The organism is Labrys monachus (assembly GCF_030814655.1).
Lineage (GTDB): Bacteria > Pseudomonadota > Alphaproteobacteria > Rhizobiales > Labraceae > Labrys > Labrys monacha.
Map to the genome: position 1 here is coordinate 5796230 of NZ_JAUSVK010000001.1, position 24974 is coordinate 5821203.

General features: G+C 68.7%; 25 protein-coding genes. 11 read left to right on the plus strand and 14 right to left on the minus strand.

The genetic code is table 11. The features are described 5' to 3' along the window. Positions 1-42: 42 nt before the first annotated feature. The 11 genes from J3R73_RS26470 to J3R73_RS26520 are packed head-to-tail and all read right to left on the minus strand — an operon-like array spanning position 43 to position 12421. Positions 43-2424 (minus strand): PAS domain-containing hybrid sensor histidine kinase/response regulator, encoded by a 2382-nt coding sequence (locus tag J3R73_RS26470; RefSeq protein WP_307434295.1) that lies wholly within the window; start codon positions 2422-2424, stop codon positions 43-45. Beyond that, complete coding sequence (locus tag J3R73_RS26475; RefSeq protein WP_307434298.1) at positions 2411-3073, minus strand: chemotaxis protein CheX; 663 nt, start codon at positions 3071-3073, stop codon at positions 2411-2413. Before J3R73_RS26475 ends, J3R73_RS26470 begins: the two co-directional genes overlap by 14 nt. Next, positions 3070-3507 (minus strand): response regulator transcription factor, encoded by a 438-nt coding sequence (locus J3R73_RS26480; RefSeq protein ID WP_307434301.1) that lies wholly within the window; start codon positions 3505-3507, stop codon positions 3070-3072. Before J3R73_RS26480 ends, J3R73_RS26475 begins: the two co-directional genes overlap by 4 nt. A 44-nt stretch (positions 3508-3551) precedes the next feature. Continuing rightward, positions 3552-3797, minus strand: coding sequence for a hypothetical protein (locus J3R73_RS26485; protein WP_307434305.1), 246 nt, complete (start codon positions 3795-3797; stop codon positions 3552-3554). Continuing rightward, a complete protein-coding gene (locus tag J3R73_RS26490) occupies positions 3794-5968 on the minus strand; it encodes a chemotaxis protein CheA (RefSeq protein WP_307434308.1) in 2175 nt (724 codons plus the stop codon). Before J3R73_RS26490 ends, J3R73_RS26485 begins: the two co-directional genes overlap by 4 nt. Beyond that, complete coding sequence (locus J3R73_RS26495; protein ID WP_307434311.1) at positions 5965-6354, minus strand: response regulator; 390 nt, start codon at positions 6352-6354, stop codon at positions 5965-5967. The genes J3R73_RS26490 and J3R73_RS26495 overlap by 4 nt, the downstream gene beginning before the upstream one ends. Next, the gene (locus tag J3R73_RS26500) at positions 6351-7208 is read right to left on the minus strand and encodes a CheR family methyltransferase (RefSeq protein WP_307434313.1); all 858 of its coding nucleotides are present in this window, start codon (positions 7206-7208) and stop codon (positions 6351-6353) included. Before J3R73_RS26500 ends, J3R73_RS26495 begins: the two co-directional genes overlap by 4 nt. Continuing rightward, positions 7205-7843, minus strand: coding sequence for a HEAT repeat domain-containing protein (locus J3R73_RS26505; RefSeq protein WP_307434316.1), 639 nt, complete (start codon positions 7841-7843; stop codon positions 7205-7207). The genes J3R73_RS26500 and J3R73_RS26505 overlap by 4 nt, the downstream gene beginning before the upstream one ends. A 9-nt stretch (positions 7844-7852) precedes the next feature. Next, on the minus strand, positions 7853-8950 hold the full coding sequence (gene cheB, locus J3R73_RS26510) for a chemotaxis-specific protein-glutamate methyltransferase CheB (protein ID WP_307434318.1): 1098 nt from the start codon (positions 8948-8950) through the stop codon (positions 7853-7855). Then, positions 8947-10476: a chemotaxis protein CheW gene (locus J3R73_RS26515; RefSeq protein WP_307434321.1), complete on the minus strand. Its 1530-nt coding sequence runs from the start codon at positions 10474-10476 to the stop codon at positions 8947-8949. The genes cheB and J3R73_RS26515 overlap by 4 nt, the downstream gene beginning before the upstream one ends. Continuing rightward, complete coding sequence (locus tag J3R73_RS26520) at positions 10469-12421, minus strand: methyl-accepting chemotaxis protein (protein WP_307434328.1); 1953 nt, start codon at positions 12419-12421, stop codon at positions 10469-10471. Before J3R73_RS26520 ends, J3R73_RS26515 begins: the two co-directional genes overlap by 8 nt. Positions 12422-12875: 454 nt before the next feature. On the opposite strand from J3R73_RS26520, the gene J3R73_RS26525 reads away from it, so the two are divergent. The 9 genes from J3R73_RS26525 (at position 12876) to J3R73_RS26565 (ending at position 19874) form a co-directional block, all read left to right on the plus strand. Beyond that, positions 12876-14060, plus strand: a complete 1185-nt coding sequence (locus J3R73_RS26525) for an acetate/propionate family kinase (RefSeq protein WP_307434329.1) — start codon at positions 12876-12878, stop codon at positions 14058-14060. A 104-nt stretch (positions 14061-14164) separates the two neighbouring features. Beyond that, a complete protein-coding gene (locus J3R73_RS26530) occupies positions 14165-14398 on the plus strand; it encodes a hypothetical protein (protein WP_307434332.1) in 234 nt (77 codons plus the stop codon). 117 nt (positions 14399-14515) lie between these two features. Further along, positions 14516-15409 (plus strand): PfkB family carbohydrate kinase, encoded by an 894-nt coding sequence (locus tag J3R73_RS26535; RefSeq protein WP_307434335.1) that lies wholly within the window; start codon positions 14516-14518, stop codon positions 15407-15409. A 270-nt stretch (positions 15410-15679) separates the two neighbouring features. Next, positions 15680-16975: a bifunctional sulfur transferase/dioxygenase Blh gene (gene blh, locus J3R73_RS26540; protein WP_307434339.1), complete on the plus strand. Its 1296-nt coding sequence runs from the start codon at positions 15680-15682 to the stop codon at positions 16973-16975. Then, positions 16969-17322, plus strand: coding sequence for a sulfite-sensing transcriptional repressor BigR (bigR, locus tag J3R73_RS26545; RefSeq protein ID WP_370880017.1), 354 nt, complete (start codon positions 16969-16971; stop codon positions 17320-17322). Before blh ends, bigR begins: the two co-directional genes overlap by 7 nt. After that, a complete protein-coding gene (locus J3R73_RS26550) occupies positions 17319-17726 on the plus strand; it encodes a YeeE/YedE family protein (RefSeq protein WP_307434342.1) in 408 nt (135 codons plus the stop codon). The genes bigR and J3R73_RS26550 overlap by 4 nt, the downstream gene beginning before the upstream one ends. Further along, complete coding sequence (locus J3R73_RS26555) at positions 17723-18160, plus strand: YeeE/YedE family protein (RefSeq protein ID WP_307434345.1); 438 nt, start codon at positions 17723-17725, stop codon at positions 18158-18160. The genes J3R73_RS26550 and J3R73_RS26555 overlap by 4 nt, the downstream gene beginning before the upstream one ends. After that, complete coding sequence (locus tag J3R73_RS26560) at positions 18157-18930, plus strand: sulfite exporter TauE/SafE family protein (protein WP_307434348.1); 774 nt, start codon at positions 18157-18159, stop codon at positions 18928-18930. The genes J3R73_RS26555 and J3R73_RS26560 overlap by 4 nt, the downstream gene beginning before the upstream one ends. 242 nt (positions 18931-19172) lie before the next feature. Continuing rightward, positions 19173-19874 carry a DNA helicase gene (locus J3R73_RS26565; RefSeq protein ID WP_307434350.1) on the plus strand — a complete coding sequence of 234 codons (702 nt, stop codon included), beginning with the start codon at positions 19173-19175 and terminating at the stop codon, positions 19872-19874. 234 nt (positions 19875-20108) lie between these two features. On the opposite strand, the gene J3R73_RS26570 is transcribed toward J3R73_RS26565, so the two are convergent. Continuing rightward, positions 20109-20441, minus strand: a complete 333-nt coding sequence (locus J3R73_RS26570; RefSeq protein WP_307434354.1) for a winged helix-turn-helix transcriptional regulator — start codon at positions 20439-20441, stop codon at positions 20109-20111. 116 nt (positions 20442-20557) lie between these two features. On the opposite strand from J3R73_RS26570, the gene J3R73_RS26575 reads away from it, so the two are divergent. Next, entirely contained in the window at positions 20558-21556 is a 999-nt protein-coding gene (locus tag J3R73_RS26575; RefSeq protein ID WP_307434356.1) for a zinc-binding dehydrogenase, read from the plus strand. Positions 21557-21885: 329 nt separating this feature from the next. Here the strand turns inward: J3R73_RS26575 and J3R73_RS26580 are convergent, their stop codons facing one another. Beyond that, complete coding sequence (locus tag J3R73_RS26580) at positions 21886-22680, minus strand: SDR family NAD(P)-dependent oxidoreductase (protein WP_307434361.1); 795 nt, start codon at positions 22678-22680, stop codon at positions 21886-21888. Positions 22681-22783: 103 nt separating this feature from the next. On the opposite strand from J3R73_RS26580, the gene J3R73_RS26585 reads away from it, so the two are divergent. Further along, a complete protein-coding gene (locus J3R73_RS26585) occupies positions 22784-23674 on the plus strand; it encodes a LysR family transcriptional regulator (protein WP_307434363.1) in 891 nt (296 codons plus the stop codon). Between the two features lie 65 nt (positions 23675-23739). On the opposite strand, the gene J3R73_RS26590 is transcribed toward J3R73_RS26585, so the two are convergent. Beyond that, positions 23740-24963, minus strand: coding sequence for an MFS transporter (locus tag J3R73_RS26590; protein WP_307434366.1), 1224 nt, complete (start codon positions 24961-24963; stop codon positions 23740-23742). Positions 24964-24974: the final 11 nt, after the last annotated feature.

Here is a 24974-nt window from a genome sequence, read left to right on the forward strand (position 1 = left end):
TCCGCGTCGCCGGCCCCGCTTCGGTCCGGCGTCCTCCTGCGATCACACCGTATCCGTGCGCCGCGCGGGAGCGGCCAGCATCTCGCGGATCTTGAGCGCCAGTGAATCGAGGATGAAGGGCTTGGTCGCCAGTTCCATGCCCGGCCTGAGGAATCCGGTGTTGCCGGTCGCGTGCTCGGCATAGCCGGTGACGAACAGGATCTTCAGCTGCGGCCGGTAACGCCGGGCGATATCCGCGAGCTGATGGCCGTTCATGCCGGGCAACCCGATATCGGTGATCATCAGGTCGATCTCGATATTGGAACGCAGGATCGGCTCGGCGGCCTGGCCGTCGGTCGCTTCCACACAGGCATAGCCGAGCTCGCTCAGCACCTCCCCGATCAGCAGGCGGACGGACGGGTCGTCCTCGACCAGCAGCACGACCTCGCCGGAGGCGACGGAAGGCCGTTCCACGGCGGCCTCGCGGCCGGCGAGCGGCTCCTCGTCGGACCGCGGCAGATAGATGACGACGGCGGTCCCCTCGCCCGGCGCACTCTCGATGCGCACATGCCCGCGGGACTGCTTGACGAAGCCGTAGATCATGGAAAGGCCGAGGCCCGTCCCCTGCCCGATCGGCTTCGTCGTGAAGAAAGGCTCGAACACCTTCGACACCACCTCGGGCGGCATGCCGACGCCGGTATCCGCGACACGGATGACGGTGTAGGACCCCGCCTCGATCTCCTCCGACCCATGCCGGACCGGACGGTCCAGCTCCTCGTTGCGCGTGCTGATGCTGAGGAGGCCTCCGTCGGGCATGGCGTCCCGCGCGTTGATCGCGAGGTTGAGCAGCGCGTTCTCGAGCTGGTTGGCGTCGGTCAGCGTGGCCCAGAGATCCGGCGCGAGCGAAATCCGCAATTCGATCTGCTCGTTGAGGGAGCGCCGCAGCAGGTCCTCCATGTCGCGGACGAGATGGTTGACATCCACGCTGCGGGTATCGAGCGGCTGGCGCCGGGCGAAGGCGAGCAGGCGATGGGTCAGCGCCGCCGCACGGTTGGCCGAGGCCACCGCGGCATCCATGAAACGCTGCGTCTCGTCATATTTGCCGGCGGCGATGCGGCGCCTGAGCAGTTCGATCGAGCCGCTGATGCCCATGAGGAGATTGTTGAAGTCGTGGGCGATGCCGCCGGTGAGCTGGCCGATCGCCTCCATCTTCTGGGCGTGGCGCAGGGCCTCCTCGGTCCGGGCGAGCTGGGCCTGATGCTCCAGACGCTCGGAAACGTCGTAGACGAACTGGAAGGCGGCGACGAGGCGGTCGTCGCTCCCGCGCAGCGAGCTGAACTTCATCTCGTAATGGCGCCGGTCCCGCGCGGGATCCCCGAGCTCCTGCACGACCGTGAAGTTCTCGCCGGCCAGAGCCCGGCGCCACAGCGCCTCCAGCCTGTCGCGCTGCTCAGGCTGGGCGGCGAGGAGGTCGAGCACGTCGTCGCCCACCTCCGGCCTGACGCCGAAAATCCGTTCGAATTCGTCCGCGCTCGCTTTGTTGACGGCGAGGATGCGATAGGAGAGGTCGACGACCTGGATGAACGCATCCGTCGTCTCGACGATATCGGCCAGGAGATTGCGCTCGGCGATGGCGTTGACCACCCGCTCCTCGAGCGTCTCGTTGAGGTGCCGGAGCTTGGCTTCGGCCGCATGCCGGTCGGTGACGTCGCGCAGGATCGCCGTGACATAGACCCGCATCTCGCTGGTCCAGCGCGACGCGGACAATTCGACATGGCTGGTCGAGCCGTCCCTCCGGATGACGGCCAGGCTCACCGGCGCCGGCAGCGCCTCGCCCGCCGCCAGCCGCGGCCAGATCCGATCCCATTCGGAGGCGTCGGCGAAGATCCCACGCAGCGGCAGGCCGACGAGATCCTGCAGGGGATAGCCGAGTTCGCGATGCACAGCGGCATTGGCGAATTCGACGATGCCCTCGGCGCTCAGCGTGACGATGGCATCGGGAGCATTGTCGACCACGGCGGCATAGCGGGCATTCTGCCGGGCGCGGAGGAGGCGCTCGCGCTCCGCGGCAAGCGTCACGTCCACGATCTGGATGAGGCAGCGCGCCTCGCTCCTCGGCCCGAGCGGGCGCACGGAAACATCATGGATCAGGGAGCGGCCCGCCCGCGTATGCAGGGGCAGGAGGTCCGGATTGAGCGAATGGGTGAGGAGGCTCGACGTCCCCGCATGCAGGGCATTGTCGACCGCGGCGAGCAGCCGGCGCAGCGGCTCGGGGGGGAAGATCTCCTCCAGCGTCCGGCCGGCCGCCTCCTCGGCGGAAACCCGCGTGGCGGAGACCACCCAGCCGTTCCAGCCGACGACTTTCTTGTCGCGATCCAGGATGATCAGGCCGGTGTCGAGCGCGTCGAGGATCTCGCCCAGCCCGCCGCTTTCAGGCTGTTTCATCGGGAGCCGTCGCCTTCACGCCTGTCGTCCGTTCGATGAATTCGGCGAGCAATCCCTTCAACGCCGCCAGCGAAGGCAGATCCATCAGCATGACGATATAGCCGCGGATGTCGCGCTGCCTGACGGCAAAATTGATGAAGAGGAACATCACGACGTCACCGGCATCCGGCGGCGGATCCATCGAGAAGAATTCGGGACCCTTGCCCCTGAGGATCTCCGGCAGCGACATCCTCAGGCTGCGCTGCAGCAGGTTGGCCATGGTGGAAAGGCAGCCATTGAGGATGATGTTGCCGGTTTCCGCCAAAGCCTCGTGCTCGAGCTCGATGATGTCCTCGAGAGGCAGGTCGCCGCCCGCGACCGCCCTGACGAGTTCCAGGCTCTTGGTCTCGGGAAAGATCAGGATGACCCGGCCGGTGATGTCGCCTTCGAAGACCTGATGGACCGCGACCAGATTGCTCGCCTCGGTCTCGCCGAGCATCTCGATCGCCCGTCCCCGACTCACCAGGCTGAGACGGGGCACCGACAGCAGCACCTGCTCGCCGATCATTTCGCGCAGGCTGTTCGCCGACTTGCTCACGCCGATGTTCACCAGTTCGGTGAAGGCATCGAGTTCGAGCTCGCTCAGGATCTGGATGTCGGGGAGGCTCACCGCGCATCCCTGCCCAGCTGTTGCACCGCCTCGGCCAGGAACGCGGCCAAGGCCTTTTCGGTCAGCGGCTTGGAGAGGAAGGCAGCGCCGATCGACCCAGCGCGGCGCACGACCTCGTCCTGGTGATTGGCCGAGATCACGGCGACCGGCATGCCCGGATACAGTTTCAACAGATCGGAAGCGAGGCTGAGGCCGTCGCGACCGGGCATGTTGAAATCGAGGAGCGTGATGTCGATGGCCGTCTGCCCGGCGATTTCGAGGGCGGCTTCGGCTTCGGCCGCCTCCAGCCTGGTCCACTCCGGATACAGGCTGCCGAGGACCTTGACGATCGCCATGCGCGCGAGCTTGCTGTCGTCGACGATAAGGACTTTACGGACCATAGACTTCGCACACCTGCATTCAGTCTCTCTCGGATCGTTCGGATTTCCGGCCATTCTCGCATTTTCGCACCATGGGCGAAAGGCCGCATTTGCATTTGTCAGGAGGCGCGCCGCAGCAGGGGATCGACATGGCGGCGCAGGAAATCGCCGCGCGGCGGCCCGACGAGCGGGGGGCGGAAGATGAAGAGAAGCTGCACGAGCGCCATGTGGAGATGGTCGCATGTCCGCCAGTCGACCTGCGCGCCGGGCTCCGACAGCAGGAGGCGCAGCAGCGGCTCGGCGTCGTCGGCGGGGCAGCGGCCGGCGAGCTCGACGGTCCCCTCGTCGCGCAGGCGCACGCTCATCGGATCAGCTCCAGAGGGTCGAGCACGATGAGGACGCGTCCATCGCCCAAGAGCGTGGTGCCGGAAATGCCCGGCGCCCCGGCCAGCACGCCTTCGAGAGGGTTGAGCATGACGTCCATCTTCGTTCCGAACCGGTCGACTTCGAGCCCGCCCGACTCGCCGCCGGCGGAGAGGATCACGATGCGGGCCTCGCCCTCCTCCCGGGCCGCCGCCCGCTCTCCCAGCATCTCGCTCATCCACACGAGCGGGATGGTCCGGTCGCGGTGAACGAAGGCCCGCGCCCGGCCGATGGCGGAAATGCGGGAGCGCGGCATGCTGACGGTCTCGACCACCGCCTCGACCGGAATGCCGAAGGCCTGCCCGCCCGCTTCCACGGTGATGACCCGCATCAGCATCACCGTGAAGGGAAGGTCGAAGCGGATGAGCGTTCCCTTCCCGTCCGCGCTCTCCACCCCGACGCGCCCGTTCATGCGCTCCACGGCCGCACGGACCACATCCATGCCGACGCCGCGCCCGGACAGCGCCGTCGCCCGCGGCGCGGTGGAAAAGCCCGGCGCAAAAATGAGATCGACCAGGGCTTCCCGCGCCATGCCTTCGGCAGATCGTCCGTCGACGATGCCGCGTTCGACCGCGGCCCGCCGCACCCTTTCGACGTCGATGCCGCTGCCGTCGTCCTCCACCTCGACGAGGATGCGGTCGGTGCTCCGCATGGCGCGCAGATGGATGAGCGCCGTCGGCGGCTTGCCCGCGGCGGCACGGATGACCGCGGTCTCGACGCCATGGTCCACCGCGTTGCGCAGCACGTGCAGGAGCGGCTCGAACAGGCCCTCGACGATGGCCCTGTCCGCTTCCGTCGTCTCGCCCGCGACGACGAGGCGCGCCGATTTGCCGACGCTGGTCGCCATCTCCCGCACCAGGCGGGGAAAGCGCTGGAAGACATGCCGGAAGGGGAAGACCCTGATGTCCAGCACGGCGCGCTGCAATTCCCTGACGAGGCGGTCGAGCGCGGCATGCTGCTCCTTGAGGCGCGGGAGCAGGTCGCTCATCGTCGTCTCGGCCGCCCGTTCCGTGGAGTGCCCGAGCGCATTCTTCACCACGGTCAGCTGCGAGGCGAGCTTGATCAGGGCTTCGATGCGGTCGAACTCCACGCGGACGGCGCCCGGTGCCGCCGCGGCGGGGTCCGGCCCGGGGCCGTCCGCTGCCGGCGCGCCCGGCCCGTCCGTGCCGAGGAGACGCCGGAGGGCTGCGGCGAGCGCCGCCGGCAGGGCGAGCTCACCCGTATCCGCCAGGACGCGATCGACGGCTTCCCCGTCCGCCGCCCGGCCGAGCGAGCGCAGGATATTGGCCGCCGACCGCGCCGCCGAGGCCGCCCGCCCCGGCGAAGGCCGCGCACCCGCCTCCCCGAGAAGCCGGATCTGCGCCTCGATCATGTCGCGGGCTTCCGCCGGCAGGTCCGGAGCCTCCCCGGCGAGCGGCACCGCCTCGGCCCGGGGACCCAGAGGCGCCAGCCATGCCTCGACCTCCGCGAGCGGTGCGCCCGACAAAGCGAGGACGCCGAACAGGCAGTCATAGGGATTGAGCGCGTCCGCCGCCGGCACGGTGCCGAGCGGCACGAGATCGACGGCGAGGAGGCCGGGGCAGGCCGAAAAAAGCTCGAGCGGATCCTCGCCGTGGAAGAAGCAGTCGGATGCGGGCCTGTAGCGGATCGCCACGCGCGCCGTCCCGGCCTGCGCGCCGTGGCGCCTGCGCAGCGCGCTCGCCCAGCCTTCGGAAGCGTCCTCGGCCGCCGAGGCCGGCGCGGGCTCGAAAGACGCCGCCACCGCCTCGGCCGCCCTGCCGGCATCGGCGGGAACAACGCCGGTGGCCTGCATGGTGTCCAGCCAGGTGCTGACCTGATCGAGACTGGCGAGGCCCTGCGTCACAAGCGCCGGGCTGATGGCGCGGCGCCCCGAGCGCGCCTCGGAGAGCGCGTCCTCCGTGGCATGCATCAACGCCGCCATCGCGTCGAAATCGACGATACCGGCGGCGCCCTTGAGCGTGTGGAGGGCGCGAAAGAGCCGGTCGACCGAAGCCCTGTCCTGCGGATCGGCCTCCAGGGACAGGAGATCGTTGGTCGCCTGCTCGACCAGTTCCCGGCTCTCGATCAGGAATTGCTCGATGAACTCGTTCACGTCGCCACACCGCAGAGCAGGGCCGCATGGCGCGCCAGGACCTCGGGAGTGACGGGCTTGACCAGGTAGAAATTGGCCCCGGCGGCGCTGGCCGCCGCCGCGTCCTGCGGCGCCGCTTCCGTGCTCGTCACCAAGGCGGGCGTGGAGGCGAGGGGCAGGTCCCGCTCGCGCAAAGCGCGCAGGAAGCTCAGCCCGTCCATCCGCGGCATGTTGACGTCGACGATGACGAGATCGGCGGGATCGAGGAGAAGCCTCTCCAGGGCCTCGATGCCGTTGAGCGCCTCGTCGACCGCAAAGCCAGCCTTCTCCAGGATGTCGCGATAATAGAGGCGGACCAGGCTGGCGTCGTCGACGACGAGGATGCGCGCCTTGCCGTCCGGGGTCATCGCCGGTCCTCCCATGGGCGTCGATAGACGATGGCGTCCGCATAGCGGCAGACCTCGAAAAGCGGCGATATGCGACTCATGGATTCCGCATGCCCCAGACAAATGAAACCGCCCGGCAAAAGGCATTCGTAGAGATTTTCCGCCGCCAAGCGCCGCGACATGTCGTCGAAGTAGATCAGCACGTTCCGGCAGAAGATCACGTCGAACCGACCTTGCGCCGCGGTTTCGCCCGCGTCCATCAGGTTCACCCGCGAAAAATGCACGGATTCGCGCAATTCCTCCCTGATGCGCCAGCTGTCGTTCCCCCTGTCGACGAAATATTTCTCCACCAGCCCGTCCGAAAGCCGCATGAGGGCGCGCTTGCCGAAATAGCCCTGTTCGGCGGCGTCGAGCGCTGCGGTGTCGATATCGGAGCCGACGATCTCGACTTCGTAGCGATCGACGGGCGGCCAGTTCTCCAGCAGCCACATCGCCAGCGAATAGGGCTCCTCCCCGGTGGCGCACGGCACCGACCAGATCCTGATGCCGCCGCCCGCCGGGCGGCCGGCGACACGCTCCGCCAGGAGGTCTCCGGTCAGGCAGCGAAGCTGATGATCCTCGCGATAGAAATAGGTCTCGTTGATGGTGAAGGCGTTGATCAGATGCTCGATTTCGTCGTCCGCATTGCGGCGCAGCAACGCATAATAGCCGGCAAACGTTCCGGTTCGCGTCGCGGCCATCCTCTCGGCGAGCCTGCGCGCGACGAAATAATGCTTGGCCGCCCCGAAGACCAGCCCGGTACGGCGGTAGAGGAAATCCGACAGGCGACCAAACTCCTCCTCGGTGACGACCTGCGCCCGCGCCTCGTCGCTCAAGGCGGGCCGCCGATCCGTCCGACGGCCACACGGATGGCAAATTGGAGAAAGGCCTCGCGGGGAAAGCGTGCCGCGCAGCGCTGCAGCGCGGGAAGGGACCGGGCATCGCCGACCTCGGCGAGGACGTCCACCGCCGCCGCGCAGACATTGGCATGGGTCTCGGCATCGAGGAGCGGCGGCAGCAGGGCCGCCGCCACGTCGTCCGGCTGCTCGCGCAGGAGATCGCAGGCGAGGAGCCTGACGTCGGAATCGCCATCGGAGAGGAGGGCCTCGAGATAAGGCCTCAAACGTCCCGGCATCGCGCGGAGGGCATCGAGCGCCCCGCCGCGCAGGCCGGCGTCGTCCGAATGCAGCTGGCGCAGCAGCACGTCCACCGCCCCTGCATCGCTCGAGCGTGCCAGACCTGCGAAGATCGCCTCCCGCACCCGCGCATCGGGTTCCAGCGCCAGCGCCTGGCCGAGGATGTCGGCGCCTTCGGGCATCGCCGCCAGCAGGCGCGCCGCCGCATAGCGCTCCTCGGGGGTGCCTTCGACGAGTCGGACGCGCAGGTCCGCAGCGCCGGCGTGCGGGACCGGCGAACGGTCCCCGGCCTCGGCGTCCGTCCGGACCGGCGCATGTTTTCGAACGAGCGGCATCCGTGGTCGTCAATCCATCTTCGCCGTCCATCTTATAAGGCAATCGGCGATCCGCGGCAAAGGCAGGATACGGTCTGCCCCGCCGAGGCGGGCCAGGCTCCCCGGCATGCCCCAGACCACCGCCGTCTCCTCCGCTTCGGCGATCGTCCGTCCGCCGGCATGCCGCATCGCGGCCATCGCGTCGGCGCCATCCGTGCCCATGCCGGTCAGGAGCAGGCCGACCAGGCGGGAGGCCGGCGCCTGCTCCATAGCGCTGCGCACGAGGCGATCGACGCTCGGATGCCAGGGATAGCCGGGCTGGGCCGGCGCCGCCATCGCGAAGAGCTCGCCGGACCGGCGCGTCACCACGAGGTCCGCATTGCCCCGGCCGATATGGACGGCGCCGGGCCGCAACCGCACGGGCGCTCCCACTTCGGCGACGGACAAGGCGCACAGCCCGTCGAGGCGCTTGGCGAAGGGGCCGGTGAAGGCCACCGGCATATGCTGCGCCACGAGGATCGGCCAGGGAAAGCTGGAAGGCAGGGCCCGGAGCAGCGTCTCCAGCGCGGGAGGGCCGCCGGTCGACGCCCCCACCAGGACCAGGCCATGAGCCAGCCCCTCGATCGGAGCGGCCTCGGCAGCGAGCCTGGGCGCCGCCGGCGGGGCGAGGCCCGCCGGAGCGGACCCGCGCATGCGATGGCGCACCCGCTCCCGCAGCCGCCGGCTGAGGCGGGGCTTGGCGCCCGCTGCGGTCCTCACCGTCCGCAGGAGCGTGGGGATCCACGCCTCGATCTGCAGGGACATCGCGCCGTCCGGCTTGGCCACGAAATCGACGGCGCCGAGCCGCAAGGCTTCCAGCGTCGCCTCGGCGCCCTCTCCCGTCGCGGAAGAGACCATGACCACCGGGCATGGACGCTCGATCATGATGCGGTCGAGGCAGGCCAGGCCGTCCATGAGCGGCATGTTGACGTCGAGCGTGACCACGTCGGGGTTGAAGCGGGCGAGTTCGGCGAGCGCCGCGACGCCGTCGCGGGCGAAGGCAACCTCGAAATCCCCTTCGCCGGCGAAGGCCTGCCCGAGCAATTTGCGCACCAGCGCGGAATCGTCGACGACCAGGACCTTAATCAAGGCAACGGCGCGGGATGGGAGGTGGTGAAGGAGTCGAGCTCGCTGCGTTCGCTCACGCTCAGCAATTCAGCCGGATTGAGCAGCAGCACGAGACGGCCCCGTTCACCCGTATCGACGACGCCCTCGACATAGCGCGTCGCTTCGCCCGTCAGCTCGGGGGGCGGCTGGATCGCCCCCTCGCTGGTGCGGAGCACTTCGGACACGCCGTCCACGATCAGGCCGGCGCGATGGCCGCCGCTGCGCAGGACGACGAGACGGCGCGACGGCAGCGATGCGCCGGCCGGCATGTCGAACCGCCGGCGCTGATCGATCACGGGGAGCACTTCGCCGCGATGGCTCGTCACCCCATCCAGGAAGTCGGGCGCCCGCGGCAGCCGCGAGATCCGGGTCGGAACCGGCGCCACTTCCTCGATGCACGAGATGGGCAGGCCGTATTCCTCGTCCCCGAGCCGGAACACCAGAATCGTGCTCTGCCCCGGCGAGGCCTCGCTGCCGCCGGTCTCCCCCTGCGCCGCCGGGCGCCCCGGCGCGGACAGACGCTGCATGATGTCCTCCCGGAAAAGCGTGTCGACCGCGACGATCGACACCAGCCTGGTGCCGGCCTCGTCCCGATACACCGCCTTGATGCGCGTTTCGCCTCCCGAGCGCGCCGCGAGCATGGCGGGAAGCGGCTCGACGAGAGTCGGATCGGCGTCGAGGATCGCGCGCGCTTTGTCCACCGCCAGGCCGGCCAGCGTGCCCCTGATGCCGACGACCAGGATGCGGGAACCGGCGTCCGGCCGCGCCGCGGATCGAAATCCCAGCAGCCCCGCCATGGACAGCAGGGGCAGGATACCGCCCCGATAGGCCGTCAGCCCCATGACGACGTCCTCGCTCTCCGGCATGGCCGCCAGGACTTCCGGCGCCGGAACGATCTCGCGGACGGCGGCGACGTCGAGCGCATATTCCTGCCCGCCCGTCTCGAAGACGACATAGCGCGTCCAGGACGGGGCATCGGGTGCGAGGGCGGCCGGGAGTTCGGCATGAAGCCGGCCGCGCGGGCGCTCGGCGGCCGCCCGCCGCACGAAAGCGGCGGCCAGCAATGCCCGTATGTCGAGGATCCTGACGATATCGGCGTGACCGCTCCAGCGGAAGGCCCCGCTCACGGCCTCGCCGCGCTCGCCCGCCCACGCGGCGCCGGCGCTCTCGAGCTGGTCCGGTTCGATGCTGACGAGCGCGCTCAGGCCGTCGACGACGATCGCCACCCGTTGCCCGATGTTCAGCACGATCGCGCGCGACGAAGAGGCGGGCGGCGGCACCTGGCGGCCGAGCAGCCCGCTCAGGCTCGCCAGCGGGGTCGCCATGCCGCGCAGATTAGCGATGCCGAGCAGGAACGGGGGTGCGCGGGGGACGCGGGCGACATCCGGCGTCTGCATCACTTCCAGCACGTCCTCGGCCGGCAGCGCATAGAGCCGGCGCTCGCTCCGGAACGTCAGGAAGCGCCGGGGTTCCCCCTCACCCTCGGCGAGTGCCGCCGGCTCAGCCATTGTCCGCCACCGCCGGCCCCGGCTCGTCGGGGCCCGCTTGTGCCGCGCCCTCTCCCCTGAGCGCATCGGCCAGGGCGGCGATGTCCTCGATCGCCGCGGCGAGATCCTCCGCGCCCTGTGCCTGCTGCGCCGTCGCCGCGGCGGCCTGGCGTGCCGACGACCCGGCCTCCTCCGCCGCCGCCGCGATCTGGCGCGCACCGGCAGCCGCCTCCTCGACGACCTCGCGGATGGTCGCGCCGCCCTCCAGGATGGCGCGGTTGGCCTCCCTCAGGGCGGCGACCTCGCGGTCGACCTTTTCGAGGGCGACGACGGTGGCGCGATTGTTCTGGAGCTCGCCCTCCGAGGCGGCGACGACCTGTTCCAGTTCGCGGCGCAACGAATTGATCTGGTCGAGGATGCCGCGGACGGTGTCCTTGACGCGGTCGATGCTCTCCGAGGCCTCCCTGGCAAGCGCGCGGATGTCGTTGGAGACCAGCGCGAAGCCGCGGCCGGCCTGACCCGACCGCGCGGCCTCCACCGAACCGCTGACGGCGAGCATGGTCGTCTGCACGCCGAGCAGGGCGATCGCATCGATGTTCTTCTCGATCCTGCGGCCGGTTGTCTCGATGCGCCGGATCCTCGCCAGATTGTCCTGGGTGGCGCTTGTGATCGAAAGCACCGCCTCGATCAGCCGCTGCACGGACGAACGGCAATCCGAAAGGGAAAGCACGATCGCCGTCGCCCTCTCATCGGCGCGGCCGGCATTGGCCAGGGCGACCTTGGCGCCGTTCTCGATCTGGACGAGCGCGGACGAGGTCTGGTGCGTCGCCGCGGCCTGCTGCTGCGCGCCCCGGCTGATCTGATCGACCGCGGTCGAAATCTGGCTCGCCGTGCCGCTCAATTCCTGGATGGCGGCCGACAATTCCTCGGCCATGGCGGCGATCTGCTCGGCCTGGCTGTCGTCCGCCCGGTCGCGAAGGACCTCCGCCAGGGCGGAGAGGGCCTCGGCGGCGACCTTGCCCTGCTCGACCGACTGCACCTGCTGCCCGGTGGCCGTCTGCGCCTCGCCCGCAGCCGCCGACTGTTCCTCGGCCGCGCTCGCCACCTGTTCGGCGCCTCGCCGCGCCTCTTCCACTCCCCGTTCCGCCTCGAGCGCGGCGAGCAGCGTCGTCTCGCTGCCTTCCGACAGCTGGATCATCTCCCTGCCGATCGCCTCCAGCGTCTCGCCGACGATGCGGCCGGTCCTGGCTTCGGCCTTCGCCGCTTCCGCGGCCGCCTTCACCGCCTCGGCAACCGACCGCACCTCCGACTGGATGGCGTCGGCCAGCGCCTGGACCTCCGTCGCCCCCTTCTCCGACGTTTCGGCCAGCGCCCGCACCTCGTCGGCCACGACGGCAAAGCCGCGGCCGTGATCGCCGGCCCGCGCGGCCTCGATCGCCGCGTTCAGCGCCAGCAGGTTGGTCTGGTCGGAGATGCGTCCGACGATCTGGGTGACGTCGCGCACGTCCTGGGTGCGGCGCTCCAGCTCGGCGATCACCTCGACCGAGGCGATCTGGCGCTCCGCGTTGCGCTCGATGGCGCGGACCGAGGTCATGGTCTGCGCCGAGGTCTCGATCAGCGTCCGCTCGAGCGAGGTGGTGAGGCTGCGGAAGGACTGGGCCTGCGATTTGGCGGCCGTGAAATGGCCGGTCACCGCCTTGAGCGACGAAAGCTGCTGCTGGGAGGCGGCGGAGGCCTCCGCCGCGCCAGCGGCGATCTGCGCGATCGAGCTGAACAGCTCCTCGGCCGCAGCCGACGCCTCGGACAGCCCGCTGGCGAGTTCCTGGGTGGCGGCGGCGAGGCGTTCGGATATCTTCGCATTGCCCGCGACGGCGGCGCCCTGCGGCTTGCGGACATTGCGGCGGCCGGCAGGCATATCGTGCCGGCCGGCGGCAGGACCGATCCTCGATGTCTTGATCAGCGTCATGGGAAGCCCGGTATCCACGAAGGTCAGAGAACGTCCCTGACGGAACGACAGGTCAGTTCTACCCTGTCGGGGCTGCTACGGCCATGGCCCAAACGCGCAATCCTCCCGAATCTGGCCATCCGCCCGCGACGGCGGCCGTCCAGGCTCGCAGACCCGTCGACGGCTCATTCTCCCGTCCCGAACAATTCACGGCACGGTCGGTTGTCGGGGCAGTCGCGGCGGGGCATAATCCGGAAGGCGCGGCGCATAGTTAGCCGTCGTATCAACCACTGCAGAACGTTCCTGGATGCCGACGGTAGCTTCCGAGGCAGAAACGATGCAGAAGCGGCACGGCGAACGCCGGACACCTCGCCTCGATGGACCGGTACTGGCGTGCGACCGATGATCTTCCATCGGCAGATCGCCGTCGCCGAGCATCCCGTCCTGACGGGCCCAACACAGACAGGAGCATGACATGACCGATGCCGTCCTCGCGATCAATGCCGGCTCCTCCAGCCTGAAATTCGCGCTGTTCGCGATGTCGGGCGCCGACGAGCCCGGCCTCCTCGCCAGGGGGAAGGCCGAGGAACGCGACGGGGCCCGGCGCCTGGTGGCGCATGCCCCCGACGGCGGCATGCTGGCGGACCGCCACGCGGCGTCCGGCGAGCCGGACGGCCACGGGCTGGTGAGCGATCTCCTGGCGTGGAGCGAGGAACATATCGGCGCCGGCGCCCTTGCGGGGGTCGGCCACCGGGTCGTGCATGGCGGCGGCCTCCACGTCGAGCCCGCCCGCATCGACGATGCCCTCTTCGCGGCGCTGGAGGCGCTGACGCCGCTCGCCCCGCTGCACCAGCCGGGAAGCCTCGCGCCGATCCGGGCGCTGCGGGCGATGCGGCCGCAGCTGCCCCAGGTCGCCTGCTTCGATACCGCCTTCCACCACGATCTCGCGCCGCCGGTCAGCCGGCTCGCCTTGCCGCGCCGCTACGAGGTGCAGGGCCTGCGCCGCTTCGGCTTCCACGGCCTGTCCTATGAATATGTCGCGCGCCGTCTCGCCGGCCTGTCGCCTTCGCTGGCGGACAGGCGCACCGTGGTGGCGCATCTGGGCAGCGGCGCGAGCCTGTGCGCCATGCGCCATGGCCGGAGCGCCGACACCACCATGGGCTTCTCCGCCCTGGACGGGCTGGTGATGGCGACACGCTGCGGCGCCATCGATCCGGGCGTCCTCCTCTATCTGCAGCAGGCGCAGGGTCTCTCGGTGGCGGCGCTCGAGCACCTGCTCTACAAGGAATCCGGCCTTCTCGGCGTCTCCGGCCTGAGCGGCGACATGCAGGCGCTGCTGAAATCCGACGCCCCCGAAGCGGCCGAGGCGGTCGACCTCTTCTGCTTCAGCATCGCCCGGCACACGGCGGCGATGGCCAACACCCTCGGCGGCCTCGAATGCCTCGTCTTCACCGGCGGCATCGGCGAGCACGCCGCCGAGATACGCGCCCGCGTCGGCGAAAGGCTGGGCTGGCTCGGCGTCGCCATCGACGCCGCCGCCAATGCCGCCGCGGCGCCCGACATCGGCGCCGCGGACAGCGCGGTGCGGGTGCTGATCATCCCGACCGACGAGGAGGCGGTGATCGCCGGCCACACCCGCGACGTCCTCCTCGGGCGGTAAGCGAGACGGGAAGGATGCCTGCCGCGGGGACAGCCCCTTCCTCGCGCAGGAACCACCGCTCCCATCGTCCGTTCCTTGCAGGCGACATCAGCGAGGAGACGGCAATGGACAAGGCGAAAGAGGCGTCATACCGGATCGTCAGCCGCCGGGAGGGCTGGATGATCGACCATGACGGCGACAGGACGGGCCCCTACGACATGCCGGAAGCGGCGTTGGAAGCCGCCTTCGCGGCCGCCTCGCTCGCCGTCAAGGAGCGGCTCGACATCCATATTTCCCTGGCCTTTTCCGAGGAGACCCGGAATGCCGACTCGCCCCGGTCCGCGGTCGGAAACAGGTAGGAAGATGCGCCGGGCTCCTTGCCTTCGCGCCGGCCGAAGCGCTTGAATGCAGGACGCTCCGGCCGATAGGGAGGGGCGGACGGAAAATCGACCATTCCGGGGGGGGGGGGGGGCGACGTGGCCAAGGTCTGTCTGGCGGGCACGGCGGTTCAGGATTTCATCTTCGCGGTGCGGGAGATGCCCGTCCGTCCGGAGAAATATCGCAGCCACGCCCTGACGGTGGTCGGCGGCGGCCTCGCCGCCAACGCCGCCGTCGCGGTGGCCCGGCTCGGCGGCGAGGCGGTGCTGATGGTGCGCCTCGGCGACGATGCGACCGGGCGCGACATCGTCGAGGGCCTCGAAGCCTTCGGCGTGGACTGCGCGCTCATCCGGCGCATTCCCGGCCTGACCTCACCGCTCTCGGCGATCTTCGTCGACGCCGCCGGCGAACGCCTGATCGTGACCTATACCGACGACGCCCTGCCGCAGGAGCCGGCATGGCTGCCCGAGGCGCTGCCGGACGGCACCGATGCCGTGATGGGCGACATCCGCTGGGAGGCGGCGGCGCTGCGCCTGTTCGCCCTCGCCCGGCAGGCCGGATGCCCCGGCGTGCTCGACGTCGACAGCGCCCCCGACAGCCCCGCTTTGCTCCAGGCGGCCACGCATGTCGCCTATTCGCACCAGGCGGCGCGCGAGATGACGGGGCGCGAGGACCCGGCCGCGGCGCTGGCGGAACTGGCAGCCGGCGCCCCCAATTGGCAGGCGGTGACGCATGGCCCGCGAGGAACGTGGTTCACGGCAGACGGCCGCATCGAGCACATCCCCGCCTTCCGGGTCGAGGTCGTCGACACGCTCGCCGCCGGCGACACCTATCACGGCGCGCTGGCGCTCGCTCTCGGCGAGGGCATGGGCGCGCCCGAAGCCGTGCGCTTCGCCTCGGCCGCGGCGGCGATCAAATGCACCCGCTTCGGCGGCCGCCTCGGCATCCCCGAGCGCGAGGAAGTCGACCGCTTCCTTCGCGGCGCGGGGTAGTCTCGCCCCCCCGCCCGGCAACGGCCGGTCATCCCGGACGCGATGCGGCACGTCAGTGACGCATCGCGTCCGGGACCGCGGGCAGGATGAGGCTCGTTCCGCACGCGGTCCCGTGTCTGCACCCACCCTCGCAGGGTGGCGGTGCGCACGGGATGACGTTGCCGGGCACCGGGGACGGGCGGCGGGGTGCGCGGAAAATTTCGTTCCCCCCTTGCATCTCAACATTATATATTTTACTTAAATGTATATCGATTCTCGAAAGGCCGCATCATGCAACCCGTCTCCGTCACCGACCGGCTGTCCATCGCCGGCCAGCCCGATCCCGCCGCCTTCGGCCCGCTGGCGCAAGGCGGCTTTTCCGCGCTGCTCAACGCCCGTCCGGACGGCGAGGAGCCCGGCCAGCCCGGCAATGCCGCCGAGAAGGCGGCGGCCGAGAGGGCCGGCCTCGCCTATGCCTTCGTCCCCGTCAGCCTGGCGAGCATCACCCGCGCCGATGTGCGCGCCTTCCAGGCCTTCGTCGCCGGGGCGCAGGGGCGCGTCCTCGCCCATTGCAAGAGCGGCATGCGCGCCCTCGCCCTCCATGTCCTCGGCGAGGTGCTCGACGGGCGCATGCGCATCGAGGAGGTCCCCGCCTTCGGCCGGCATTACGGCTTCGACCTGTCCGGCGCGGTCAAATGGCTGGAGCGCGAGACGAGCCGGGTGCCGCAGGTCGAAGGCTTCTTCGATCCCCGGACCTGGAGCGCGCAATATGTCGTCAGCGATCCCGCCACCAGGCGCTGCGCCATCATCGATCCCGTCCTCGACTTCGACGAGAAATCCGGCTCCACCGGCACGATGAGCGCCGACGCGATCCTCGCTTATATCGAGAAGCAGGGGCTTTCGGTCGAATGGATCCTCGACACCCATCCGCATGCCGATCATTTCTCCGCGGCGCATTACCTGAAGGAGAAGACCGGCGCCCCCACCGCCATCGGCGCGCATGTGACCGAGGTGCAGGCCCTGTGGAAGGACATCTACAACTGGCCGGAGCTGCGCACGGACGGCTCGCAATGGGACAGGCTGTTCGCCGACGGCGACCGCTTCCGCGTCGGCTCGATCGACGGGCGCGTGATGTTCTCGCCCGGGCATACGCTGGCCTCGGTCACCTATGTCATCGGCGATGCCGCCTTCGTGCACGACACCATCTTCATGCCGGACAGCGGTACCGCGCGGGCGGACTTCCCCGGCGGCCGGGCGGACATCCTGTGGCGGTCGATCCAGGCGATCCTGGCGCTGCCCGACGAGACGCGCCTGTTCGCCGGCCACGACTACCAGCCCGAGGGGCGCAACCCGCGCTGGGAGAGCACGGTGGGGGCCGAGAAGCGCACCAACCCGCATCTGGCCGGCATCGACGAGGCCGCCTTCGTGCGCCTGCGCCAGGAACGCGACAAGTCGCTGCCGATGCCCAAGCTCATCCTGCACGCCCTCCAGGTCAACCTGCGCGGCGGACGGCTGCCGGAGCCCGAGGCGAACGGCCGGCGCTACCTGAAATTCCCCCTCGACGCCCTCGGAGGCGCCTCATGGTGACCGTAGCCATCCCCGCCCCGCCGGAGCTGCGCGACCGCATGACGCGCGAGGACATGGAAAAGCGTGCCGGCGAGGTCGCCGCCCTGCTGAAGACCCTGTCGCATCCCGCGCGCCTGATGCTGGTCTGCACCCTGGTGGAGGGCGAATATTCGGTCGGCGCCCTCGAGGAGCAGCTCGACATCCACCAGCCGACCTTGTCGCAGCAGCTCGGCGTGCTGCGCGAGGCCGGCATCGTCGAGACGCGGCGCGAGGCCAAGCAGATCTTCTACCGCCTCACCGAGGCGAAGGCGGCGCAGCTCGTCAACGCGCTCTACGACATCTTCTGCAGGCCGGAGGGCCGGGCATGAGCGCCTATTGGCCTTCCCTCCTCGGCGGCATGTTGCTCGGCCTTTCAGCTTCGCTGCTGCTCGTCCTCGACGGCCGCATCGCCGGCATCAGCGGCATCGTCGGCCGCCTCCTGCTCGGCCGGCGGGCCGCACTCAACGCCGCCTTCGTCGCCGGCCTCGTTGCCGGGCCCTTCGCCTATGCCGCGCTGTTCGGCGCCCTGCCGGCGCTGACGGTCGCCGCCGCCTGGCCGGTGATCCTCGCCGCCGGCCTGCTCGTCGGCGTGGGCTCCCGCATGGGGAGCGGCTGCACCTCCGGCCACGGCATCCTCGGCCTCGCCCGCCTCTCGCCCCGCTCCATCGCGGCGACGGCGACCTTTCTCGCCGCCGGCATCCTTACGGCGACCCTCGGAGGCCTGCTCGGATGACCGCCCGCGCCCTGCTCCGCCTTCTCGCCGCGCTCGCCGCCGGGACCCTCTTCGGCTTCGGCCTGTCGCTGTCCGGCATGGTCGATCCCGCCCGCGTCCTCGGCTTCCTCGACCTCGCCGGCCGATGGGACCCGAGCCTCGCCTTCGTGCTCGCCGGCGCCGTGGCGATGGCGGTGCCGGGCGTCCTGCTCCAGCGCCGCATGGCACGGCCGGTGCTCGACGACCAGTTCCACCTCCCGCAAAAGACCAGGATCGACGCCCGCCTGCTGGCAGGCTCGGCGATCTTCGGCGTCGGCTGGGGGCTGGCGGGCTTCTGCCCGGGGCCGGCGGTCTCGGCGCTGTCGACCGGTCTTCCTCCCGTCATCCTGTTCGTGGCCGCGATGGCGGTCGGCATGATCGTGCATGACCGCCTCCTTGCAGGGCGGCATTCATGATCACCGGCACCCTCGTCCCGGCCCTCGGCTCCGGCAGCCTCGTCGGCTTCATCCTCGGCCTGCTCGGCGGCGGCGGCTCCATCCTCGCCACGCCGCTGCTCCTCTATGTGGTCGGCGTCGCCGATCCGCATGTGGCGATCGGCACCAGCGCGCTCGCCGTCTCCGTCAATGCCTATGCCAGCCTCGTCGCCCATGCGCGCAAAGGCCATGTCTGGTGGCGCTGCGCCGTCGTCTTCGCCCTCATCGGCACGGCCGGCGCCCTGCTCGGCTCCAGCCTCGGCATGCTGGTGGACGGCAGGCGGCTGCTGCTCTTCTTCGGCGTGCTGATGCTGGTGGTGGGCCTCCTGATGCTGCGCCCGCGGCGCGAGGCGCCGGCGGTCGCCCGCCCGGTCGACCTGCGCATGTGCGCTCTCACCGCCGGCGCCGCCCTGGTGACCGGCTTCGGCTCGGGCTTCTTCGGCATCGGCGGCGGCTTCCTCATCGTCCCCGCGCTCATCCTCGCCACGGGCATGCCGACGATCAGCGCCATCGGCTCCTCGCTGCTCGCCGTCGGAACCTTCGGGCTGGCGACCGCGCTCAACTATGCCGGCGCCGGCCTGGTCGACTGGGCGCTGGCGGCCGAGTTCATCGCCGGCGGCATCCTCGGCGGCATCGGCGGCATGCTGCTGGCGACCCGGCTGTCCGCCAGCCGGCACATGCTCGCCCGCCTCTTCGCCGCGCTCGTCCTCGCCGTCGCCGTCTATGTGATCCACCGCGGCTGGTCCGGCTGACGCCGCCGGCAGCACTCCCCGGGCGCGCGGACGTCCCGTCCGCCCTTCCCGCGACAACGCCCGCCCCCGGCGATTTTCGATCGGCCGCGACTCGGCTATGCTTGCCGCCGGCGCGGCCCGCGCCTCCCCCCTCCGCTCGGGAAAGCATCGTTCATGCCGGGCCATCCCATCCTCGGACCGACCGTTCGGGCACCAGGCATAAGGAGGGGTTGCGAAGATCGCTCGCAAGGGGAGGTTTTGCCGTGAAGCTGTCCGCACCCGTCCACCATCTGAAGCGCCGGGCCAGGCGCCTGTCGCGCGAGGAACGCATTCCGCTCCACCAGGCGCTCGACCGCGTGGCCGCCGGGGAAGGCTTCGGCGCCTGGAGCCTGCTCGCCGCCAGGCGGACCGCGACATCGCCCGCCGGCGGGCTGTTCGCCCGGCTGGCACCCGGCGACCTCGTGCTCATCGGCGCCCGGCCCGGCCACGGCAAGACGCTGATGAGCCTCGAACTCGCGGTGGAAGCCATGAAGGCGGGCCGCCGCGGCGTGCTCTTCACGCTGGAATATACGGCGCGGGACGTCATCGATCGCTTCCGCGCCATCGGGGCAGACCCGGCGCATTTCGGAGGCCTGTTCGACTTCGACGATTCCGACGCCATCAGCGCCGACTACATCGTCGGAGCGCTGGCCACGGCGCCGCCCGGCACCCTCGTCGTCGTCGACTACCTGCAGCTGCTCGACCACAGGCGCGAAAACCCGCCCTTGATGGCGCAGATCCGCACCCTGAAGGCCTTCGCCGCCGACCGGGGCCTCATTCTCGTCTTCATCTCCCAGATCGACCGCTCCTACGACCCGGCGAAGAAACCCTGCCCCGACATCGGCGACGTCCGCCTGCCGAACCCGCTCGACCTCTCGCTGTTCAGCAAGATGTGCTTCCTGCACGCCGGGCAGATACGGTTTTAAACGGCGGCATCCTTCGCGGCGCCGGTGGCGGCTTCGATCGCGAGGCCGGTTCGAAAGGGTGTGTTCGGTCGTGCGTATTCCACGCCGCGGCCGACGGCGGCGGCTTCGCGAAGCAGCCCGACAATGCCGCCAGACGATCGGCGGCATTGTCGGGCACGAGCCGAGATGAAAAGCCAATGTCGTCTGCTCGCGCCAAAAGCAGTCGTTGGCCTCGGACGCACACCAGACGCGTCTTCACTCCGACGCCACGCCGATAATCTCTTGGGTTTTATCGCCCCATTCCGCCATCGCCGCCATTATCGGCCGAAGCGTCTCGCCCAAGGCGGTCAAGCTATACTCGGTTTTGGGCGGAATCGTTGCGTATTCCCGTCGCGATATGAGGCCCCACCCTTCGAGCTCCTTCAGCTCCTTCGACAAGATCCTGTCGCTGATCGGGGGACATCCGCGACGCAGCTCGGTGTAGCGCAGTTTTTCATTCCGAAGGAGCAGCCAGACGAGCTTCGCCTTCCACCGCCCGCCGATAACGCGCGAGGTAAAGATTACGGGGCATTGCTTCGGTGTTGTCATCGCGTGACCCACTAACAAAAAATTCCGTACTTGTCGTTTGTTAGCAGGTCGCTGTCTTATGTCGCAAGCCGCGAAGGGCGCGATGCCGCGCTCGCGGAGGCGCAGAGGAGACAGCCTTGAAAGCGATTTGCGTGACACCCAGCCGAACACTGGAGCTTCGCGATATTCCCGCCCCGCAAAATCCGCCGCCTGGCCACATCCTCGTTGACATGGACTCTGCCACGATAACGCATGGCGATCGGTTCTTCCTGAGCCGGCCCCTGCCCGGAGGCGCCTCCATGTCAGGCGGCGCCTGGGACGTCTATGGGTCCAATGGCGCGGGTAAGGTCGTGGCGATCGGGCCGGGTGTTCCTCCGGACTACGTCGGCAAGCCGGTGGCGATCTACAAGACCCTCGTCAGAAGCCCGGCCATCGTCGGCCTCTGGTGCGAGAAGGCGCAGTTGCCCTACGGGAGCTGCCTGATCCTGCCTGATCATGTTCGCGTCCGGGACTATAATGGCTCGTTCGCCAATGTCCTCACCGTCTATGCGTTTCTGGCGCAAATCGCCGCAGACGGACATAAGGGGATGATCGTCACGGCAGGAACATCTGCGACAGGCCGCATTGCGGTGTCGCTTGCGCGCCGACAGAATGTGCCGGCGATCTTTGTCGTCCGCTCGACGTCAGCGCGCGCGGAACTCGTCTCGCATGGCGCTGAACATGTCTTGGTGACGACGGAGCCCGACTTCGAGGAGAGCGTAGGCGCGTTGTCGGCGGAACTCGGGGCGAGCGCAGTATTCGACGGAGTCGGCGGCGATCTGCTCAGCCATATCCTGCCGAGCCTTCCCATGAACTCGACGATCTACGTCTACGGGTTCCTGGGCGGTTCCGCGCCCGTTTCTTTTTCAACGATGCTTCTGATGGGCAAAAACCTGGTCCTTAGACGATATTCGGTCCTGGAAAACGCCACGGTCTCGAACCCACTGCGGCTTGCTGCAGCGATGAAGGAAATCGAAGGACTGATCGACGAACCTCTCTTCAGGACACGCATTGGCAAGGAGTTCAGCCTCGATCAGATCGACCAGGCCATGGCCTATGAGGAGACGCCCGGTGCCCGAGCCGTCTTCGTCATGTAGACGGATGGGCATGCAAGAATTGCGTGCCCCACTTCAGCTGAAGGCGAGCTCGAACGCCGATCTCCATCACGGTCACTCCCTAACTTTGGCTCAAACGCGTCAAAAGCGGTCAGTGGACATACGGCAATGTCTCCAAGCCGGTGGTGGATATGAACCCGTCATGAGGACCTCAAGCGATTGCATTGGCGCCAGCGCTGGATAGCGCTATTTGAATGACCAAATTAGATATGCGTACGAACGCATTTGACCTGGGCGTTGGTCTGCCCCGGGAGGGGACCGGTGCCTCGCCCTTCCCGGAGCCGCGCCAAGCGTTGCGCGAAGCGGAAGCCTTATGCGATTGTCCGCACGACGCCGCCGTCGACACGCAAGGACGTGCCCGTCGTCCCCGACGCCTGCTCCGAGCAGACATAGACGACCAGGTTCGCGACCTCTTCGGTCGTCGTGAAGCGATTGAGGAGTGTTGTCGGGCGCAGCGTCTTCAGGAACTGCTGCTCGGCCTCCTCTTGCGTGATGCCCTGCGCCTCTGCGGTCGCCTTCATCCAACCGCTCATGATCTCCGAATTCGTTGGACCGGGGAGGACCGAATTGACGGTGACCCCCGTTCCGCCGACCTCCTCGGCCAGGCCCCTCGCAATGGCGAGCTGAGCCGTCTTGGTCATGGCGTAATCGACCATGTCCTTGGGGACCGCGAGCGCGGACTCGCTGCTGATGAAGACGACACGCCCCCAGCCGCGCTTCGTCATGCCCGGCACATAGTGGCGGGAAGCGCGGACGCCGCTCATGACGTTGAGCTCGAAGAGATCGATCCACTCCTTGTCGGCAATGTCGAAGAACGGCTTCGGGCGCCCCGTGCCGACATTGTTGACGAGGATATCCGCATCCGGTGCCCGTGCGAACAACTCGGCCGCGCCTTCCGGGTTGGCGAGATCGGCGGAGACACCGGCAAGCTCGGCGTTTGGGAAAAGCGTGCGCAGCTCCCGAAGCGCTGTCGCGACCCGTTCCTCGCCGCGTCCGTTGATCACGACGGACGCCCCAGCGCGTGCCAGTCCTTCGGCGATGGCTCGGCCGATGCCCGCCGTAGACCCGGTAACGACCGCCTTGCGTCCGGTAATATCGATATTCATGGCGCATTCCCTTTCAAGCGTTGGTAGACGCCTCATTTAGGTCATGCGAAAAACATCGATAATACTGCGGATCTTCATAAGATTGATGCCTAAAGAGAATGAAATGGATCGATTTCAGGAGTTGAGTGCCTTTATCGCGGTGGTCGAATCGGGCGGCTTTTCGGCTGCTGCGCGTCGGACCGGCGAGTCGCAGCCCGCTGTCAGCAAGGCAATCGCCGCGCTCGAGAAGCGCCTCGGCGTGGCGCTGTTCAATCGGAGCACCCGCAGCGTGACCCTGACGGATCAGGGGCAGCGATATTATGACCGGACGAAGCCGCTCGTTGATGAAATCGACGATGCCGATAGCGAACTGACGAGCAGCACCCAGGCCGTGTCGGGCCTCATCAGGATCAGCGCGGCCTCCACATTCGGCCGCCTGCATATCCTGCCGCTGATACCCGAGTTGTTGTCGCTCTATCCCGGCCTTCAGGTGGATCTCGTTCTTTCGGATTTCGTGCGGGACATGGTGGAAGATCGGATCGACCTGGCGATCAGGGTGGGGCCGGTCGAAGACCCGGACGCGGTTGTCCGCCGGGTGGCGGTCACGCCCCTCGTCTGCGTCGGATCCCGTCGCTACTTCGAGAAGCACGGGATGCCGAGGACTCCCGCAGACCTGAGTGAGCACAATTGCCTTCTATACGGTGGCTTGGCGGACTTGGCGAAATGGCCCTTTTCAGGCCCGCATGGACGGTTCAGCGTGCCCGTTCGCGGCAACTTGTCCTCCAACAGCGTCGAAACGATCCGGGCTGGTGTTCTCGCCGGCGTCGGAATCGGCCTCTTCGCCAAGGTCTCGCTCGCCGATGAGCTCAATCATCCCGACGTGATCACGATACTGGACGACTTTCTCGAAGACGGCAGAGACATCAGCCTCGTCTGGCCGAAGCGTCGGTTCGTGCCGGCGCGCGTGCGCCGCGCGACCGACTTCTTTGCAGCAGCCGTCCCGCAGCGTCTCTAGCGAGGCGTCTCACACCGACGGAACGGGTTGGACATCCATCCGCCCGCCGGCACGCACGCATTCGGTCAGCCCTGGCTGAAGGCGACCTGCCTGCCGCCGCGGACCGCCATGATCGCGGCTCCCAGCAAGCACATGACGCCGAGGAAGAGCACGACGGCAAGCGGTCCCTCGACATCGACGAGCAGGCCACCGAGCACCGCGCCGCTCGATATGGCGATCTGGAACGTCGTGAGCAGCAAGGCGCCGGCGCTCTCTGCCTCGTCCGGGGCGGCACGGGTGATATAGCTCTGGATGCTGACCGGAAAGGCACCGAAACCGAAGCCCCAAAGCGTGACACCCACCGCCGCCACCGCGCCCGAGGCACCCGCGGTGACGAGGATCGCGGCGGAGACAGCGATGAGGCCGGCAGCAAAGACGCTGCCCAGCGCGGCATTCCGCTCCGTGATCATGCCGCCGACGAAATTGCCGAAGAAGCCGCCGACGCCGTAGCCGAGGAGCGCGAGCGAAACCAGTTTCGCATCGAAACGCGGGATGAATTCGAGATAGGGGCGAATATAGGTGAAGCCGGCAAAATGTCCCGCGACGATGAGGATCGTTGCAATGAGCCCGACCCGGATCTTCGGGCGTCGCAAAACTGCAGCCATTGTGCCCAATCCGGCATGTCCGGCCGGCGGCAGCGAGGGAATCGTGACGGCTTGCCCGATCAGCGCCAGCACGCCGACCAGGCCGGCAACGACAAAGGCGGCCCGCCAGCCGAGCGTCGCTCCGATATAGGCGCCGAGCGGCGCCGCCGTGACGGTGGCGACCGAGACGCCGGTGAAGATTATAGCCATCGCGCGCGGCAAGTGCTCGGTGGACACCAGGCGCATCGCGATCGCGCCGGCCATTGCCCAAAAGCCGCCAAGCCCGATACCGAGGAGGACGCGCGACAGGAGAAGCATGGTCAGCCCGTTTGCGAGGGCAGCGAGCGCGCAGGCGAGCACGAGCAAGGCGGCCAACCCGAAAAGGGTCCACCGCCGGTTCAGGTTCCGGGTGCCGATGACAATGCCCGGACCCGCGATCCCCGCGACAATGGCCGTGATCGTCACCGTCTGGCCGGCGGCGCCTGACGAGACTCCGAGGTCTGCGGAAATGGGGGTCAGCAGGCTCGCCGGCAGGAATTCCGCCGTGACCAGGCCGAAGACGCCGAGGCTCAAAGCGCCGACAGCGCTCCAGCGCGACGGGGTCTCGATGCGGGAGCCAGACGCAGACGCGACGACATCGGCCGCTTCGACGGTGGTATCTGTCATGGGGTTCAGTC